The sequence below is a fragment of the Methanococcus voltae genome (genome assembly GCF_024807655.1).
Lineage (GTDB): Archaea > AGJL01 > Methanococci > Methanococcales > Methanococcaceae > Methanococcus > Methanococcus voltae_D.
Map to the genome: position 1 here is coordinate 87425 of NZ_JANUCR010000002.1, position 18886 is coordinate 106310.

Genomic DNA, 18886 nt, shown 5'->3' on the forward strand with positions numbered 1-18886 from the left:
AATTAACAGTATAAATTTTATTTTTTAAAAGATAGTTCTTTTGTAAAATTTTTAGATTCACTAATTCACTAATTCAATAACGAGTATGATAATATGATAGCAATTAAAAATATACTATTATTAAATAATTTTGAAGAACCACAAAAATGTAAGAAATCAGACATTTTAATTGAAAATAATTTGATAACTAAAATATGCAATGCGGGAGACCTTAAAATTCCTGAAGGAGCTACTATAATTGACGGCACTAAAAAAGCAATAATGCCAGGTTTAATAAATACGCATACGCACATACCTATGACAATATTTAGGGGAGTAGCAGATGATTTACCTTTAATGGACTGGTTAGGTAATCACATATGGCCTTTAGAGGCTAAATTGGATGAAGAAATAATTCACGCAGGCACTATGCTTGGATGTATGGAAATGATTAAAACAGGAACTGTCGCTTTTAATGATATGTATTTCTTCACTGATTCTATTATAAAAGCTGTAGAATCTGTTAATATGAGATGTACGTTATCATACGGGCTTATTGATTTATGTGATGAAGAAAAAAGAGAAAGTGAGATGAACTCGCAAAAAGATGTACTTAATTCTTTAGAAAAAGCACATAATAAAAATGAATTAATAAACGCAGCAGTAGGTCCTCACGCTCCATATACTTGTTCAGCAGAATTATTGCAACACGCTCACGATTTAGCAAAAGAACATAACGTACCTATGAATATACATATGAATGAAACAGAAGACGAAATAAAACAAATAAAAGAGAAAACAGGGTTAAGACCTTTCGAATTTTTAAATTCATTAGGGGTATTTGATGACATAAATGTAGTTGCAGCACACTGTGTCCACGTATCTGAAAATGAAATGAAGATTTTAAAGGATAAAAATATTTATGTTTCCCATAATCCTCTTAGTAATTTAAAATTAGGCTCTGGTATAGCCCCTATTCCAACATATTTAAAGAATAATATAAATGTTACATTGGGAACAGATGGATGTGCAAGTAATAATAATTTAAACTTATTTGAAAGCATTAAAGCTTGTGCAACAATCCATAAGGGTGTTCAACAAGATTCAACAGTCGTTAAAGTTTCTGAAGTTTTAAATATGGCAACTAAAAACGCAAGTAAAGCTTTAAACTATAATTCTGGTGAAATAAAAGAAGGAATGTGGGCAGATTTAGTAATTTTGGACTTAAAAAACCCTACCTTAATACCTAATAAGAATATTGTTTCACACTTGGCATATTCATTTAACGGCGTAGTTGAAACCGTAATTATAAACGGAAAAATAGTTTTAGAAGACGGAAAAATGACTACAATGGATGAAGATAAAGTTTATGAAAAAGCAGAAGAAGCTTATTTAAATTTGGTGAATTAAATAATTTTTTTTAATTCTTTTTTAAATTCTTCTAAATATTTTAAAGCATAATCGTCTAAATCTGAGTTATATTCTTTAATTTCAATATCTACAATTTTTTTAATGTTTTTAATATAATTTTTACGATAATTTGATAATTCCTTAATTGTATTTTTGGATAAATTTTTATTATTTTTAATAAATTCACCCATAACGTGCCTAGTTTCTACATCCACTCTATTTTTAAACTCTTTCAAGAGTTCATCGATATCATCAATATTTTTATTGTTATTACTGGAGTAATTATCTTTTTTAACATCTTTTTCAAGTTCTTTATTTTTTGTTTTAATATTATTCAATTCAATGATTTTATTGGCAACTTCTTCAAAGTTTATGTCATCTCGATGTGTATTTATTTCTAAATCTGGTTTATCCCATTTGTATTTTGTCCCCATTTCATCAAATTTAGAATACATATCTTCGATAACTGAATTGGGGATTTTAGCACCTCTCGCAATGTTTCGAGTAAGTAAAACGTCCAAAGGAGCTTTTAAATAAATAGATATGCAATTTTTATTTTTTGAATTTGCCATATGCATTAAATCTCTTCTTTTGGAGTTATAATAATTAGTGTCATCTATTATAACTGTAAATCCTTCGTTTAAAGCTTCACTTATCAAATAATTGTTCATTTTTTTGATGTAATCCTCATATTTTTCTTTCCAAACAGGAAAACTCTCTCTAATTAAATCTGTTCCTAATATTATATTGTCAAAATTCTTTTCACTTAATTTTTTTGATAAATTTTTAGAAAATGTAGATTTGCCCACAGAAGGCAACCCTACAAGCATAATCAACATAATTACACCTTTAAATTAAGATATTGAAATGTTTAATACTCCTTAAAATTAATTAAATAATATTATATGATTAGAATTACATATTATATTAAATATTAAATAAGATTTAATTAATTTATTCACATTCATATGTATTAATAATTTATTATTATGAGTATTCTATAATTGGAATTATATTAATTAATATGTAGTAATCAGGGTGTAAAAATGACCGCAGATATGCTTAAAATGGCAATAAAGGTGACAGAGAATTTAGAAAGAAGTATTCGCCCATTAATAGGTTGGGAGAAATCTAACGAAATCGTTAAAATAGGTGCTGATGGTACGCCAACTAAACGAATAGATTTGATAGCGGAAAATATTGCCATAAGTTCTCTTGAAAAGTCCTGCTCTACTATATTAATTAGCGAAGAAATAGGTTTTAAGATAATTGGTAGGGAAACGCCCAAGTATATTGTAATTTTAGACCCTATTGATGGTACATATAACGCTTTAAACGATATTCCCATATACTCAGTTTCATTGGCAATGGGTAAAATAAGCAACGATAAATTAGAGAAACTTAAGGAATTAATTTTAAACAATAATAATACCAATACTAATAATAATACTAATAATAATACTAATAATAATACTAATAATAATATTAATAATAATAAAAAATCAAAAGCCAATGAAAAGAATTTTTTAGATACTTTAAAAGATTTTGTAAAGAAAAATTTTACAATAAATGATTTAGACGTTGGCGTTGTAAAAAATATATCCACGGGGGATACATATTACGCAGAAAAAAATAAAGGGGCTTATGTTTTAAAAAATGGTAAGGAATGCGAAAAACGAAAAATCAATGTTTCAAATATTAAAAATTTAAAAGATGCTTCTATGGGCGTATTTGCATATGGTTTGTCTTCTGAAACATTAAATTTTATAAAAGACCGTAAAATAAGTAGGATAAGAATATTTGGGTCTATAGCCTTGGAAATGTGTTATGTGGCAAGGGGTTCACTTGACGCATACATAAATGTTAACGAAACAACTCGTTTATGTGATATGGCGGCAGGATATATCATATTGGAAGAAGCAGGTGGTGATATAACCACTAAAAACGGTATGCAAATGAATTTACCATTAGATATTGCAGAAAAAAGCTCTTTTATATGTTCGAATAAGGATTTACATAAAAAACTTGTGGGAACTTTTGGAAATAAATGGAGATTGAAACCCACTAAAATCGGAATAATTTCCAGATTTGACAACGAAGAATCTTTAAATGTTGCATACAACACTGTAAAATATTTGGAATCTAAAGGTATAGCCTATAAATTAGATAAAGGAATACACAATGCACTTAATAATAGATTGAATGCTAATTTAATGGATGATATACAGGATATTTCTCATATCATATCTATTGGTGGTGATGGAACAGTTTTAAGGGCTTCTAAACTAATAGAAGGTAATGAAATACCCATAATATGCGTAGATATGGGTACAGTTGGATTTTTAACAGAATTTGGCAAAGAAGATGTATATAGTGCAATTGATAGCGTTTTAAATGGTAATTACACTATCGAAAAACGTACTAAATTATCTGGACTTATAAATTATGATTTTAATGATAAAAATGCTGGAAAAAAAGAACTAAAAGAAATGCAAAAATTCATATCCGACGCTTTAAACGAGGTTGTGATTACGACAAACAATCCTGCAAAAATAATGGATTTTGAGGTTTATATAAACGGTATTTTGGCTGAAAATGTCCGTGCAGATGGTATTATAATTTCAACCCCTAATGGGTCAACTGCTTACTCATTAAGTGCAGGGGGGCCGATAATTGAGCCTACTGTCGATGCTTTCATAATTGTGCCAATATGTCCATTTAAATTATCCTCTCGACCGCTTGTGGTAGATGGAAATTCTGAAATAAAGCTTAAAATAATGAAAAAATCTGCAATGGTTGTAATAGATGGTAATAAAGAAGCATTGGTTTCTAAAGGTGATGAAATTACGTTTAGGAAGTCTAATTCTTATACGTATTTTGTGAAAGGTAGTAATTTCTATAATAAGGTCAAAAAATTAAGCTTAATGGAATAATTATCTTTTTATTTTTTATTTTTTATTTTTCAGTTATTTATTTTTTATGTTAGTACTTTATAATCTTTTCCTACTTTTTTTAAATATAATATGTTAATCAAAAGTTGTTATATTTATATATTAGATTAACCTAATATACTTACTGTAATTATATTATATTAATTTATTAATTCAAAAGTAATTATAATATATTACGATTTTGATTAAAATGCTAAATATATTATTTAAGAAGTTAATTATATTTATTAAAATGGTGTATTTTATGGAATTGAGTAATAATATAAGAAAAAATTTAAAAACAATCCTATTAACAATGTTTTTATCTGTTATCTTGGCAATGTCGGGATGTACTACAGTTCAAAGCGACAGTAATGCTAACAATACAGTAGTTAATAATACGGGGGTCGATTCTTCAACTATTTTATTATCTGATGATTTAAACAATAGTTTAACGATAAATTACCCTTGTAAAAGTGTGGTTTCTACATATGGAATGGTACCACCGATAATATATTCTTTAGACGCTCAGGATACGATTAAAGCCGGTAAAGGTATTCAGGGAAGCGATGAATTCTTAAAAATATTAAATCCTAATTTCGACAATATGGCACAAGTAAATACTGAAAATGTAGAAGAAATTAAGAAAACCAATCCAGATGTTGTTTTTGCACCATACTGGAATGAAAAAAGTGGCATATACACACAATTAACCAGCTTAGATGTGCCAGTATTTTTCGTAGATATTGAAACAGTGCCTAATTACTATAAATTATTATCAAATATGGGTAAAATGTTCAATAAATCTGAAAAAGCAGATTATTTAATTACATATTATAAAGAAAAAGTTCAATTCGTGAAAGACACTGTCGAAGGCACTGATAAACCTAAAGTTTTAGTATTGGCACACAGTGCTAAGAAAAACTCATTCTGGACACCAGGGGGAGATTTCTGGGGCAATGAAATGGTAGAAATTGCTGGTGGAGAAAGTGTTTCAAAAGAACTTGAAACTGGTAAAATGCCCGTAAATGTGGAGCAAATAGCAAATTGGAATCCTGATAAAATAATCGTAATCACATATTCCAGAGATTTCACCTCAATAGATGCTAAAAATCAATTGATGAATGACGAAGGTTGGAAAGAAATAAATGCTGTTAAAAACGGTGAAGTTTATGGAATGCCTAATGATGGAGATTCTTGGGATGTTTTAAGCCCTAAATTTACATTGGGTTTAATTTGGACTGCAAAAGTTTTGCATCCTGAAGCTATGAATATATCAATAAAAGAAGAAGCAATCCAACAATACATTGACGTGTATAATATGACTCCAGAGCAGATTTCTAAAGTGAATATCGTCGGAGACGAAGTTGATTAAGTGATAAAATGATAAAACTGATAAAGATGAAGAAATTAACTTTTAAAAATTCAAAGGACTTTAAATTTATTAAACATATGTTAATTGCACTTAATTTAAGTAATAAGTTTGATAAATCTAATGAAATTGATAAAAATACTAAAATTAACGATAATAATATCAATAATAATAGTAATAATAAACCTAATGGTAAAAAAACCAATTATTCATTAGTTTTATTTCCTTTAATTTTTATAATTTCCTTCATTTTATCTTTATTCATTGGAAGATTGTGGTTTGCCCCAAATGAAATATTTACTAATTCTTTAGCAAATAATATATTATTAAACGTTAGACTGCCGAGATTAATAGCAGTTTCACTTTCAGGTGCTTGTTTAGCTCTTTCAGGGGTGGCATTACAAAATTTATTTAAAAATTACTTGGCAGGACCTAATATACTAGGGGTGACAAGTGGTTCAGCGTTTGGTGCTGTTTTGGCAATTCTATTACTCTCATATAACCCATATGCAATACAAATGTCAGCTTTTACATTTGGTATTATGGCAATGGTACTCACATACACAATTGGGAAAAAATTAAATGGTAGTTTAAGAAATGAATCCGAATCCAGCATTATAAACTTAGTATTATCAGGTATTGCAGTTTCTGCATTATTTTCCGCAGGTGTAGGGATTATAAAATATGTTGCAGACCCTGCAGATAAATTGCAAGCAATTACATACTGGTTATTGGGTAGTTTTACCGGAATCCGGTGGGATGATGTGTATATTACAATAATACCTTTAGTTGTGTGTATAATTGGATTAAATCTATTAAAATGGCAGTTTAATATATTATCAATGGGTGAAGAAAATGCTAAATCTTTAGGTTTAAACGTTAAAAAGTATTCTGCACTTATAATATTACTTGCTACACTTGGAACGTCTTCCGCTACTGCAATGGCAGGTATGGTACAATGGATAGGATTGGTTAGTCCACATATGGCTCGTTTGGTGGTGGGGGTGGATAATAGACGTTTGATACCAGCGTCAATGTTTACAGGGGCGTCTTTATTGTTAATTTGCGATACGATAGCACGTTCTTTAACCCCTTCAGAATTACCGTTGAGTGTAATGACTTCAATAATTGGAGTTCCAATACTTTTAAAAATATTAATTAAAAATCAGAATAAATTTTAACAATCTTAATACTTTTAATACTTTTAAAATCTTAAAAATCTTAAAAATATCAAGAATTTTAAACTTAATATCGGTGGGATGAGTATTATGGCAAAAAAACTAATGTTAAATGTTTCAAATGTAAATTTTAATTATAAATTTGATAATCAAAAAATATTGAATGAATGCAATTTAAAATTAAAAAAAGGAGAAGTTGGATGCATATTGGGGCAAAATGGGGTCGGAAAATCCACATTATTAAAGTGTATTTCAGGACTATTAAATTATGATGGAAATGTAATAATTTCAAATAATGAAATATCAAATATAAAACCAAAAGAACGTTCTAAGCTTATAACTTACTCTGCACAGGAATTTAGTATTAATTTTAATTATTCTGTCTTTGAAATATTGTTAATGGGTAGAAACCCGTATGTTAATTTTTTCAATGGCCCAACAAATGAGGATGAAGAATTAGTTTATAAAACACTAAATAAATTGCAAATTGAGCATTTGGCAAATAAAAGTTTCCTTTCTTTAAGTGGGGGTCAAAAAAGACTGGTAATGATTGCAAGAGCTCTAATTCAAGATAGTAAAGTAATGATATTTGATGAGCCCACAAGTTTCTTAGATTTTAAAAATCAAGTTTTAATATTGGACGTAATTAAAAAAATATCTAAAGAATATGGTAAAACAATTTTATTCTCTTTACACGACCCTAATTTAACATATTTCGCTGATACGATATTCACTATGAAAAATGGGACTATTGTGAATAGTGGCGGTCAGGATTTACTTAATAAAGACACATTTATGGATATTTATGGATTATCAACGGATATACTTCAATATAATAATAAAAAAATAGTAATTCCGAATTTATAATTAATATATTGGTGTATAATAACAATAATAACAATAATATGTAAGTATATCCCTGTATCGATATATTTATCAAATATTTTAAAATAATCCTCTTAAATTTAAATTCATTTCGTAAGTATTATATGTAATTGGAATAATTGTATAATTAATATATAATAATTGCATAATTACAAAATAATAACTTAATTCCATTAACTTTGATATATAACAAGATATAACAAGGTATAACAAGATATAAAAAATACAACAAAATATAAAAATTAAAGAAATATCCCCTGGTGGCATTATGATAGTAGAACAGATGAAGGATAAAGCAATAGAATTAATAAAAACTGATTTAGAAAGCGGTAATTTAAAAGAAGTAATTTTAAAAGATTTTTCACTCGGAGTTCCTTACGCATACACGGTTTTAGAGTTCGTGAATAAAGATGGAACTTCAAAGGAAGTTTTAGGTGCAGCAATGGTATTAAATGAAGGTGGTTCTTGCAACAAAATAGAAAACACAACACCGGATATTTACTCATTACTCAATAAAATTTCAAGTTTTTCATATACTGACAGAGCTTTAGCAGTTTCAACCATAAACGCAATTTCTCAATACTACATAATCACGCAAGATTTAGAGAAGCAAGATGCTGTTGAAGTAATATTAAATTTAGATGGTGTAAAAAACATCGGATTTGTCGGAAATATTGCACCTATTGCAAAGGAATTGCAGAAAAAAGGCGATTACAACATTTATGTGTTTGATAGGGGTAGTTCTTGCTGTTCAACTGGTTCATTAATGGATACTTTTGAATACAGATTATTGCCCGAAATGGACGCTTTATTTATCACAGGTTCGACAATGGTAAATGATACAATTGATATGGTATTAGATAGGGCAATAAATTCAAAAATAAATGTTTTAACAGGACCTACTGCACAAATGCACCCAAAATTATTGGATGGAACAAAAATAACTCATTTGGGTTCTGTAATGGTAAATGACGTAAATGACACAGTTATGAACTTAAAATTAGGTTCTTCGTGTGGATTATTCCAAAAAGGGACTAAATATACAATAAATGTAGAAAATTACAAATAAATAACCCTTTTTAATATTCGATATTTAATATATATTATTTTTTAATACATAATTTTTTTATATTTTTTTTATAATTTATTATACGCCTACAATTTCAGTAAAATTAAAAAAGATTGATATAATTAAATATTTATATATAATTAAATATTTACATATTTAGCATAATGTGGTTTTGGTTCTTATGCAACCTCCCCCATCACCTACCGGTACACTTTGACCTCCTTTACCACAATATCCTTTGCTAAGGTAGAAATCATCACTAACTGCATCTACATCGTGTAATATCGACATAATTTCCCCACTTAATCCTGCATCTTTAAGTGAAACAGTTAATTCTCCGTTTTCAATCATAAAAGCTTCAACTGAATTGAATTGGAATAATCCTTTACCCGTATCGACTTGTCCACCTCGAGAGCCAATTAAGTAAATACCGTCTTTTGTATCTTGTATTAATTCGTCGAATTTCCAGTCTTTTGACTTTATGTATGTATTACTCATTCGTACGATAGGCTTATTAAGTGCTTGAGCTCTTGAGTTTCCAGTTGCTTCCATATTAAGCCTTCCTGCAGTTTCTCGAGAATGTAAATATCCTTTTAAAACGCCGTTCTCAATAAGTACTGATTTAGTTCCTTTCACACCTTCATTATCATATTTATAGAATCCAAAAGAACCTTCGATTGTGGAGTCATCTATTACACTTACTTCTTCACTACCTACTACTTCGCCTATTTTATCTTTAAATACGCTATCGTTAGATAATACCAAATCTGCTTCAGTAGCGTGTCCAACTGCTTCGTGTATGAATACACCAGCTAATTCGGGGTCTAAAACCACATTAAATTCTCCTTTTGGGCAAGGTTTTGCATTAAGTAATCTTAAAGCTCTTTCTTTAACTTTTCTACTTTTTTCTTCTAAATTATCGTTAGCTATGGCTTCAAAACCATCTCCGCCAGATTTATCAAATGCAAACTGTAAAGATTCCCCTTTTGAAACAGCCATCATTCTCATAAGTGTTTTTATCCCTTCACTCTCAATATGGGTTCCTTCACTTGTAAATAATAATGAAGCACCTTCTGCATCAGAATAATTGACAGATTTGCTTACAATTTGGTTATTTTCGTCTTTAAGGTTGTTATTTACAATATTCATATATTCTTTTTTTTCTTCAATTGAAATATCCAATGGGTTTATTTTAACTTTTGATACTACTTTATCATTTATTATGGGCACTTCTTTCATTATAACTTCTTTGTTGGTGTGCATATTTGATAATTTAGCACTTTTGTAGGCGCTATCGAATAATTCTTCGATATTGGTCATATTTATATTATTGGACGTTGCTAAGCCCCAACCGTTATTTTCAAGCACCCTAACAATAACGCCCCCATAATTTCCACCGGATATTTCGTCTACTTCGCCGTCTTTCATTACTATGTTGTTGGAACAGCTTTTTAATACCCTAATATCTGCATAAGTTCCTATTTCAAGTAATTTCTCGATTTTTTCAATATTTAAGCAATTTAAATTTAAGTCCATAACTTCACCAATAATTTTTATAAATATTATAATTTTTTTATAAATGATATAGATTATCATAATATTTTAAAATAAATATGTTTTATTTGAATGTAATATTATTTAAATTTAAATCTAAAAATTAAAATCATTATGTATTACAATAGTTTTAGTCTCTGTCATCTCTTCAACGGTGTATTTTATCCCTTCTCTACCCAATCCACTATTTTTAACGCCCCCAAATGGCATATTATCTTGTCTAAAAGTTGGGCTATTGTTAATCATAACTCCCCCATACTCAAGATTTTCTGCAAGATACATAGCTTTATTAATATCTTTGGTAAAAACGCCCGCTTGTAATCCGTAATTACCTTTATTTGCTAATTCAAGCCCGTGCTCCATATTTATAATTTTTGTAATGGGTAAAACTGGTCCAAAAGTTTCAACATTTAAAAGGCTATTATTTTCTCTAACTGATATTATTGTAGGGCTTATTAATGAATCTCGTCTCATGCCCCCAGTTATTAATTCCCCGCCTTCTGAAATGGCTTTTTTTATTAAATTTTCTACTTTATCCGCACTTTCTGAGGTAATAAGCGGTCCCATATCTGTACTATCCTCAAGTGGATTTCCTACGTTGAAATTTCGGGTTTTATCCATTAATTTATCTATAAACTCATCGTAAATATTTTCATGCACTAAAACTTTACCTACCGAAATGCAAACCTGTCCGGAATTAAGATATTTACTTTTTACTGCACTTTCTACGGCTTTATCAATATCACAATCGTCTAAAACTATTAATGGATTATTACCCCCTAATTCAAGAGCAATTTTTTTCATACCTGCATTTTTGGCAATATTTTTACCTACTTCCACACTACCGGTGAATGAAACCATATTAACATTGTCATTAGTGGCTATTTCATTACCCACTATTTCCCCGTGCCCTGTGATTAAATTAAATACCCCTAATGGTATTTTCATCTTTTTTAATGTATTTTCTATTAACTTTGTAAGTAATATTGCGGATAATGGAGCTTTAGAAGATGGATGTAATACTATTGTATTACCCGTAGCTATCGCAGGTGCTATTTTATGCACAACTAAGTTCAAAGGGTAATTAAATGGAGTAATAGCTCCAACAACACCCACAGGTTCTTTTTTAGTGTAAATAAGCCTATTTTCTGAATTAATCGTTTCCCCACGTAATTCTTTGGCATAAAAGGCAGATAATCTAAGTGCTGTAATGCTCCTATCTACTTCTATTCGCCCCTGTTTAACGGGTTTTCCTGCATCAACGGCCAATAATTTTATAAACCTATCTTTATTATTTGAAACAGCTTCTGCTAATCTCATTAATATTTTATAACGATTATTTGCCGATAATTTACGCATATGTTCTTTATTTTCCACAGCAACTTTTATTGCATTTTTAGTTTCATCTCTGGTATTTGCAGTAATTTTTTCAATCACTTTGTAGTCGTATGGGTTTATAACGTCGATTTCATCTCTTAATATCCATTTACCATCAATAAACATAAAATCACCTTTATAATCATCAACATAATTAAAATAATTTAATAATTTAATAATTTAATAATTTTTTCAATATGATATAACATTCCTTTTAATCAATTCTTTAAAATATTATCTATTTTAAAATATTAATAATCTTCGTAAAATAAGATGAATATTATTTAAAAATTTAACATATTATTAATTTAAAAAAAGAAATTAAAATAAAATAAGAAATTATTCAATATGACCTAAAATATGACCGCTTTCTTTTTTAATTATTTTTAAACCAGTTTTACAAGCATTAACTGAACCAGGCAATGAGTAAATAAGTTTTTTATTATATATTCCTGCAGAAGCTCTTGAGAGTATTGTCGAAAATTGAACTTCATCATAGCTTAATTTGTGGAATACTATACTAAAACCTTCGAGTTTTTTATCATATAATTCATTGACTACTTCTGAAGTATTATCTCTGTTAGATAGCCCCGTACCGCCAGTTAATACGATACACTCGACATCAGAATACTCTACAATATGTTTTATAAGACCTTTTATCATTTCAGGACTATCGGGAATTAATTCGTATATTTCAGCGTTTAATTCATCCCTCAATAACATACCTGAACCATCTTCAACAGTTAAACCCCTTAATTTTTCCATATACCTGCTATCGCTAATGGAAACTACTGCATATCTTATGTTTTGTACTTTAGTATGCATAAAATCCCTCATTTTTAATTTTATAATTATATTGTAATTTAATATATATTCATATGAATATATTAAATTTGATGCACTAATTTATTATTATAAATAACCTATATTTTATAAATTATTCTTTGATTTTCATTTTATTAGTTTTCATATAATCCAATAAATTTGTTCGAGCTTCGCCAATTGTATAGCCCATATCAATGTTTAATTTATCCTCACGCTTCAATATTTCTATTAAATGCGAAATACGAGGTAATCTTAATTTTGAATTTCTGATGGCTTCAGTATCGCTAAATATTTCTTTAGGAGTTCCATTTTTTATAATTTTTCCATTACTTATTAAGTAAACCTTATTAGCATAAACAGGAACTAAATCAACGTCGTGAGTTGAAATTATAATCGTAATACCTTGTTTATTCAAATCATACAATAATCGCATAATTTGAGATGCTCCAAGTGGGTCAAGACCTGCAGTAGGTTCATCAAGGACTATTATTTCGGGTTTCATAGCCAAAATACCTGCAATTGCAACTCTTTTTTTCTGACCCCCACTTAAATGGTGCGGTGGTTTTTCATCATAACCTTCCATATCGACCGCTTTTAAAGATTCTTTTACTCTTTTGGCCACTTCGTCGTGATTTAATCCTAAATTCATTGGTCCAAATGCAATATCTTGTGCAACAGTAGGGGCAAAAAGTTGGTCATCGGGATTTTGAAATACGATACCGACTGTTTTCCGTACTTCGAGTAAATCTTTATTTTTGTAGGATATGGGATTTTCTTTGACTTTAACAACTCCTTCTTTTGGTTTTAGAATGCCGTTAAAATGTAAAAATAATGTTGATTTTCCAGCCCCATTAGGTCCTAAAATCGCAATCATATCCCCTTTGTTAGCTTTAAAATTAATACCGTTTAACGCAGAAGTACCATCAGGATATTTATAAACTAAGTCATTTACTTCGAGAATTGGCAATATATCACCGCAATTATTATAAATTCTAATTAAATTTAATAAAAAATTATGGTATTATAAAAATATAAAACCATAAAAATATAAAACTGAAAATATAACTTATCTAAAATTATTATCTTGTAGATTATAAAATTTTGACATAAACATAATATACACATAATAATTTATTATATTATAAAAAATGTGATACATTATTTTTTAATATATTAAAGTGGGGATTAGCCCTAATAAAATAATAATTCCTTCAAATAAAAATATTCCAAATATTTGGCTTTTCGCAATTGATTGTTTTTCTCCAAAATGGTGGATATTCCCATCATAGCCTCGAGCGCACATCGTAGTGTATAAATTATCGCCTTTATCTAACGAGCGTAATAACATCACACCTGCAAGTATTCCCATTGATTTATACGAATTTTTAAATCCTGAATATCCAAATCTCGTTTTTTGAGCGTTTTCTATCATCAAAGCTTCATCAATCAATATGAAAATATATCTGTATATCAACATAGTAATTTCAATAACGCTTTGAGGTATCTTTAAATCTTTTAAAACGGTAAATAATTGCGTAATTGGGGTAGTAAGTGCTAAAAATAAAGTACAACTTACACCTGCAAACATTCTAAATAGGGCGTGATATCCTAAATTAAAACCCTCATAATATAAAGGAATTGAGAAATTTCCTACGTTTATACTAAACCAAACGTCTGTACCAAATAGTAATGTCATAAATACCAATGAAAATATTCCAAATAATACTGGAATTGATAATAATTTAAAATATATTCCTTTGGGAACTTTTGCTTTGAAAATTGTTAAAATAATCATTGAAATAGCCATTAAAATACAAATAGTTGGGGAATTAAATAATAATACTACAAATAAAGATATCATTGAAAATATTACTTTTAATTGGGGATTTATGTGATATAATCCATTAGAGTGAGCAATATCATCAATCAATAATTTTTGAACCATTTTATCGCCATAACCTAAATTAATCTGTATTTTAACGTTTTAATAGATTTATATCGTATTAAATTTTATTTTTAGTTGGTGTACATTATGCCATTAATGTTATTAAAACTTAATTGATAATTATTAAATAATCTTTAATTGAGTGTATTATTTTTAATTGATATATATATATATATATATATATATATTATTAAATAGTTAATCAACTAATCAACTACTCAACTAATTTAAAAAAATAAAAAATAAAAAATAAACAATAAAAAAAATTAAGAGATATGTCTAAATATGTAAAATAGGAGAGTTAAAGTATTTTATTATGTTATATTTTTATTTTGTCCCCATAACTAAGTTTATTCATTATTTTCAGGTTTATTATTCTTTTTAAGTCCTTTAAAGTATCCAATATAGTATCCAATTATTATGGCACCTATGGCAGCCTGTAAAGCAAATAATAAACTTTCTATTTCCCCACTTGGAGGTTCCCAGAATGAATTAAACCAAGGTTCATATTCTGGTTGTATTATGATAATTTGTTCTTCGGCAGCTCCATCAGCACCGCCGAAATATCCGTCGTCTTCACCAAGCCCACTGTATATAATCAAAGGTGCTACAATAATGGCAATAAGTGCTAAAATCATAAAGAGATGTTTATTACTCATTATTACCACCTTTTTTTATGTTTGTTATTTTTTCAAATAATTCAGGTCTTAATTCAGACAAGTAATCCCATAACAATGCAGTAATAAGACCTTCTGCTATTGCAAGAGGTATCTGTGTTATTGCAAATATTGTTCCAAATTCCGTGAATGACGACATAAAGTCTGGAACAGGGAATGCTAAAGCTAACTGTATTGACGTAGTCAAATATGTTGCCCAATCTGCAAATATTGCAGTAAGCATTACAACCCAAGTAATATTTAATTTTCCTCTCAAAGCTTTAAATACCAAGTATCCTACAAATGGTCCCATAATACCCATTGAGAATATATTGGCACCTAATGTGGATATACCACCGTGTGCAAGTACTAATGCTTGGAATAACAATACAATGGTTGCCAAAACTGATGTAATCGCAGGACCAAATAATATAGCACCTAAACCATTACCTGTTGGGTGTGAACAGCTTCCTGATACCGATGGTAGTTTTAAAGAACTTAAAACGAACATAAAAGCACCGGAAATAGCCAATAAAGGTTTAGCTTCAGGATTATTTTTAAGAACTTTATTTAAGTTTAATATCCCATATCCTACAACAATAGCGGATATAATATACCAAACTATTGCCCATTCCATGGGTAAATAACCTTCCATAATGTGCAAGATATCACCTCATTATTTTTTACGTTTTTAACATTTTTAACATCGTTGATTTTTAAAATTAACTTAAAAATATTCTATTTTTATTAATTATGTAGTATGGTATTTTTAATTTATTTTGAGTATATAGTATGCTAATTAAATATGCTAATTATGTTGTTATTTTACATAGTTAACTAGTAATTCTATTTAATTTTATATTATGCAATTTAAATTTACTACGTTTATAGTATATAAATATTGTTAATTAAATTTAAGTAGAACATTATTAAAGTTAATTTTAATAAATAAATATTTATTTTTAATTACATATAATTTTAAAATACCTTAAAATATACTTTAAAAAGTAGTAAAAGATAAAAAAATAGAAAAAAAGCAATTTAATTAGAAATAACGAGTATTTTTTTAATATTTAATGTTCATTTGTGATATAACCTTTAATGGCACTCATTGCAGCTATGGCAGGTGATGAAAGATAGACATCTGAATTTAGATTGCCCATTCTACCCTTAAAGTTTCTATTAGTTGTAGATAACGCAACTTCACCATCTCCTAAAACACCTTGATGAGCCCCTAAGCAAGGACCACAACCTGGCGTACATATCATAGCACCTGCATCTATGAAAGTTTGTATAAGTCCTTCATTAAGTGCTTGATTGAATATTGTTTTAGAAGCGGGTATTATTATTAACCTAACATTTCTATGTACTTTACTGTTTTTTAAGTACTTTGCAGCGATTCTAAGGTCGTTTATTTTACCATTGGTGCAAGAACCGATGAATACCTGGTCTATTTCAAGCCCTTTAATATTTGAAACGTCTGTCACGTTATCAGGATGATGCGGACAAGCAACTTGCTCTTCCATATCGGTAATATCAAATTCTACAACGTCATAATAAGAATCATTTTCAAGATTAGAATTGTAATAATCAGAAGTTAATCTTTCTTTTTTAAGTTCTGCTATTTTTGACTCATTAACTCCCGCACGTGCTAAATAGTTATAGGTAGTATCGTCAGCTTCAATTAAACCAGTTTTACCGCCCATTTCTATGGCCATATTACTCATAGTCATTCTGTCATCCATATCTAAATTTTTGACTGCATTTCCACCGTATTCAAGAGCCATATACGTTGCTCCACTTCTACCAATTTCTTTGCAGGTTTTTAAGATAATATCTTTACCGAATATACGTTCATTAACGCCAGATACTTCTATACGAATTGTTTCAGGCACTTTTAACCAAGTTTTACCCATAGCATATATATAACCCATATCTGTAGCTCCAAAACCTGTAGCAAATGCCCCAAATGCCCCGTGTGTACAGGTATGGCTATCGCCACCTGTTATAATGGTATTTGGTAATACATGACCATTTTCGGGTAATAATTGATGACAAATGCCTTCTCCACCTTTGTAATAGTTTTTGATACCTTGTTCATTTACAAAATTTCGAGTAATTACTTGCATATTTGCCGCTTTTGCAGTATTTGCAGGTACGTTATGGTCAAATACTATAACGATTTTATCTGGGTTCCATACTTTATTTGCAATTTTTTCAAAAGTTTTAACAGTTAAAGGAGTAGTTCCGTCATGCGTCATTGCAATATCGACATCAACTTCAACGGTTTCGCCTGCAACAACTTCCCTACCCATTTTTTTAGACATTATTTTTTCCGCAAGTGTCATAATTTCACCAAAATGTATACGTTTTTCAAAGAATTATGTTAAATTTTCATACTTTAAACTTTTTAAATTAAATTATTTATTTACAATCTTATTATTTTGTATTTATTATATATTTATCGATTATATCTGATATATTTTTAGTATTAAGGACATCATATTTTAAAATAAATGTCAAATAATAAACTAAACTAAAAATAAAATAAAATAAAAATAAAATAAAAATAAACTAAAATAATAAAATAAAAATTGCATAAAATATTTTTATGTAGTATTGTATATACTCAATTAATTTATGAATTAGGCTTGAATTCAGCCAATATTTCCCCATTTTTGAATACTCTTACTATGCCTCCACTCGCAGATAATGTAATTGCAACACAATCTAAATATTTAGTAATTGTTGCAGCAGAGTAGTGTCGGGCACCTAAACCGTGAGGTAAATTGATATTGGCACCTCCACAATTTATATATCTACCGCCTCCGAAGACATTACCAATATAATCAACTAAAAACGCCCCATCAATAGTGGATAACTCTTTTAGCGTTCCTTTAACTTTTTTATCAAATATTATGGCATCGTGGCATTCAAAAGGATTTAGTATCAAAGGGGTGGTCATTTTTAATAATTCCGATTTTTCACCGATTAAAAATGTAGTACCTATAGATTTACCTTCTCTACCCTCAACAGAAAGTTCTATACAGATAGTTAAAGATTCTAAGACTACTTTTTTCTTAATATCCTCTAATGAGCTAATATACTTATAAAATTTTACAAAGTCCGGATAATCATCCACTTCTAAGACTGAAATATTATTACTTCGAGTTATTTGCGAAGTACCGAAGATTGATACTATCAATTCGCCCATATTCAATAATCCATTTTCCAATAATACAATCATAGCTTGATTAACTGTTGAAACTTTGCTATTTTTACCATAATTCATTAATATGGGTATTATGGGTTCATTTTTAAGTTTAAAGTATGTATCTTTATTTGGAGTGGCCGTTATTACTTTTAAACCATTTTTTAATAATTTAGGATTTTCTTGCACAAATTCTTTATAAATTTCGTATGATAGGCCTGATTCGGTGAATATTATAACCGTGTCTGCGTTTAAATCGTTAGACAACTCTAAACCATGCTTTATAACATATTTAATTTTATCCATTAAAAACACCAATAACAATTAAAATTTAGAAGTTCGAATTTATAATTTACATATTTCGCAACTCTGAAAATACACAAATGTTTATATTTATAAATTTACGTATATTAGATAGCTTAATATAATTTTAAATTATGAAATGTTGTTATATTTTAAACTGTGAGTTAATATGCCGAATTTATATTAATTTAA

The 18886-nt window shown here is 28.6% G+C and carries 16 protein-coding genes; 6 read left to right on the top strand and 10 right to left on the bottom strand.

Annotation, left to right across the window (positions count from 1 at the left end; all coding sequences use genetic code 11):
• Nucleotides 1-93 precede the first annotated feature (93 nt).
• Entirely contained in the window at nt 94-1389 is a 1296-nt protein-coding gene (locus tag J3E06_RS03025) for an amidohydrolase (protein WP_013180992.1), read from the top strand.
• On the opposite strand, the gene pstK is transcribed toward J3E06_RS03025, so the two are convergent.
• Complete coding sequence (gene pstK / locus J3E06_RS03030) at nt 1386-2228, bottom strand: L-seryl-tRNA(Sec) kinase (protein WP_013180993.1); 843 nt, start codon at nt 2226-2228, stop codon at nt 1386-1388. The genes J3E06_RS03025 and pstK overlap by 4 nt on opposite strands.
• Nucleotides 2229-2435: 207 nt before the next feature.
• Here pstK and J3E06_RS03035 point away from each other — a divergent pair, with 207 nt between their 5' ends.
• The 5 genes from J3E06_RS03035 (at nt 2436) to J3E06_RS03055 (ending at nt 8823) form a co-directional block, all read left to right on the top strand.
• Nucleotides 2436-4322 (top strand): bifunctional NADP phosphatase/NAD kinase, encoded by a 1887-nt coding sequence (locus J3E06_RS03035; RefSeq protein ID WP_013180994.1) that lies wholly within the window; start codon nt 2436-2438, stop codon nt 4320-4322.
• Between the two features lie 262 nt (nt 4323-4584).
• Nucleotides 4585-5694 carry an ABC transporter substrate-binding protein gene (locus J3E06_RS03040; protein WP_013180995.1) on the top strand — a complete coding sequence of 370 codons (1110 nt, stop codon included), beginning with the start codon at nt 4585-4587 and terminating at the stop codon, nt 5692-5694.
• Nucleotides 5695-5702: 8 nt separating this feature from the next.
• Nucleotides 5703-6872, top strand: coding sequence for a FecCD family ABC transporter permease (locus tag J3E06_RS03045; RefSeq protein WP_259163956.1), 1170 nt, complete (start codon nt 5703-5705; stop codon nt 6870-6872).
• An 87-nt stretch (nt 6873-6959) separates the two neighbouring features.
• Nucleotides 6960-7736 carry an ABC transporter ATP-binding protein gene (locus tag J3E06_RS03050; protein WP_013180997.1) on the top strand — a complete coding sequence of 259 codons (777 nt, stop codon included), beginning with the start codon at nt 6960-6962 and terminating at the stop codon, nt 7734-7736.
• A gap of 286 nt (nt 7737-8022) precedes the next feature.
• A complete protein-coding gene (locus J3E06_RS03055; RefSeq protein ID WP_013180998.1) occupies nt 8023-8823 on the top strand; it encodes a Rossmann-like domain-containing protein in 801 nt (266 codons plus the stop codon).
• A 156-nt stretch (nt 8824-8979) separates the two neighbouring features.
• On the opposite strand, the gene J3E06_RS03060 is transcribed toward J3E06_RS03055, so the two are convergent.
• From J3E06_RS03060 to J3E06_RS03100, 9 genes are all read right to left on the bottom strand, one after another.
• Entirely contained in the window at nt 8980-10359 is a 1380-nt protein-coding gene (locus J3E06_RS03060; RefSeq protein WP_013180999.1) for a TldD/PmbA family protein, read from the bottom strand.
• A 114-nt stretch (nt 10360-10473) separates the two neighbouring features.
• Nucleotides 10474-11880 (bottom strand): lactaldehyde dehydrogenase, encoded by a 1407-nt coding sequence (locus tag J3E06_RS03065; protein WP_013181000.1) that lies wholly within the window; start codon nt 11878-11880, stop codon nt 10474-10476.
• Nucleotides 11881-12093: 213 nt separating this feature from the next.
• Nucleotides 12094-12579, bottom strand: a complete 486-nt coding sequence (locus tag J3E06_RS03070; RefSeq protein ID WP_013181001.1) for a MogA/MoaB family molybdenum cofactor biosynthesis protein — start codon at nt 12577-12579, stop codon at nt 12094-12096.
• A gap of 112 nt (nt 12580-12691) precedes the next feature.
• Entirely contained in the window at nt 12692-13546 is an 855-nt protein-coding gene (locus J3E06_RS03075; protein WP_013181002.1) for an ATP-binding cassette domain-containing protein, read from the bottom strand.
• Between the two features lie 198 nt (nt 13547-13744).
• Nucleotides 13745-14524, bottom strand: coding sequence for a cobalt ECF transporter T component CbiQ (gene cbiQ / locus J3E06_RS03080; RefSeq protein WP_013181003.1), 780 nt, complete (start codon nt 14522-14524; stop codon nt 13745-13747).
• A gap of 350 nt (nt 14525-14874) precedes the next feature.
• Nucleotides 14875-15183, bottom strand: a complete 309-nt coding sequence (locus tag J3E06_RS03085) for an energy-coupling factor ABC transporter substrate-binding protein (protein WP_013181004.1) — start codon at nt 15181-15183, stop codon at nt 14875-14877.
• Nucleotides 15176-15844, bottom strand: a complete 669-nt coding sequence (locus J3E06_RS03090; RefSeq protein ID WP_013181005.1) for an energy-coupling factor ABC transporter permease — start codon at nt 15842-15844, stop codon at nt 15176-15178. Before J3E06_RS03090 ends, J3E06_RS03085 begins: the two co-directional genes overlap by 8 nt.
• 409 nt (nt 15845-16253) lie before the next feature.
• Nucleotides 16254-17528: a homoaconitase large subunit gene (gene hacA, locus J3E06_RS03095; RefSeq protein ID WP_013181006.1), complete on the bottom strand. Its 1275-nt coding sequence runs from the start codon at nt 17526-17528 to the stop codon at nt 16254-16256.
• A 290-nt stretch (nt 17529-17818) separates the two neighbouring features.
• Nucleotides 17819-18697 carry a diadenylate cyclase gene (locus J3E06_RS03100; RefSeq protein WP_013181007.1) on the bottom strand — a complete coding sequence of 293 codons (879 nt, stop codon included), beginning with the start codon at nt 18695-18697 and terminating at the stop codon, nt 17819-17821.
• Nucleotides 18698-18886 lie beyond the last annotated feature (189 nt).

Excerpts from the sequence above, each read along its gene's own strand:
- J3E06_RS03025 (WP_013180992.1), top strand. The coding sequence starts at position 94 with ATGATAGCAATTAAAAATATACTATTATTAAATAATTTTGAAGAACCA.
- pstK (WP_013180993.1), bottom strand. The coding sequence starts at position 2,228 with ATGTTGATTATGCTTGTAGGGTTGCCTTCTGTGGGCAAATCTACATTT.
- J3E06_RS03035 (WP_013180994.1), top strand. The coding sequence starts at position 2,436 with ATGACCGCAGATATGCTTAAAATGGCAATAAAGGTGACAGAGAATTTA.
- J3E06_RS03040 (WP_013180995.1), top strand. The coding sequence starts at position 4,585 with ATGGAATTGAGTAATAATATAAGAAAAAATTTAAAAACAATCCTATTA.
- J3E06_RS03045 (WP_259163956.1), top strand. The coding sequence starts at position 5,703 with ATGATAAAACTGATAAAGATGAAGAAATTAACTTTTAAAAATTCAAAG.
- J3E06_RS03050 (WP_013180997.1), top strand. The coding sequence starts at position 6,960 with ATGGCAAAAAAACTAATGTTAAATGTTTCAAATGTAAATTTTAATTAT.
- J3E06_RS03055 (WP_013180998.1), top strand. The coding sequence starts at position 8,023 with ATGATAGTAGAACAGATGAAGGATAAAGCAATAGAATTAATAAAAACT.
- J3E06_RS03060 (WP_013180999.1), bottom strand. The coding sequence starts at position 10,359 with ATGGACTTAAATTTAAATTGCTTAAATATTGAAAAAATCGAGAAATTA.
- J3E06_RS03065 (WP_013181000.1), bottom strand. The coding sequence starts at position 11,880 with ATGTTTATTGATGGTAAATGGATATTAAGAGATGAAATCGACGTTATA.
- J3E06_RS03070 (WP_013181001.1), bottom strand. The coding sequence starts at position 12,579 with ATGCATACTAAAGTACAAAACATAAGATATGCAGTAGTTTCCATTAGC.
- cbiQ (WP_013181003.1), bottom strand. The coding sequence starts at position 14,524 with ATGGTTCAAAAATTATTGATTGATGATATTGCTCACTCTAATGGATTA.
- J3E06_RS03085 (WP_013181004.1), bottom strand. The coding sequence starts at position 15,183 with ATGAGTAATAAACATCTCTTTATGATTTTAGCACTTATTGCCATTATT.
- hacA (WP_013181006.1), bottom strand. The coding sequence starts at position 17,528 with ATGACACTTGCGGAAAAAATAATGTCTAAAAAAATGGGTAGGGAAGTT.
- J3E06_RS03100 (WP_013181007.1), bottom strand. The coding sequence starts at position 18,697 with ATGGATAAAATTAAATATGTTATAAAGCATGGTTTAGAGTTGTCTAAC.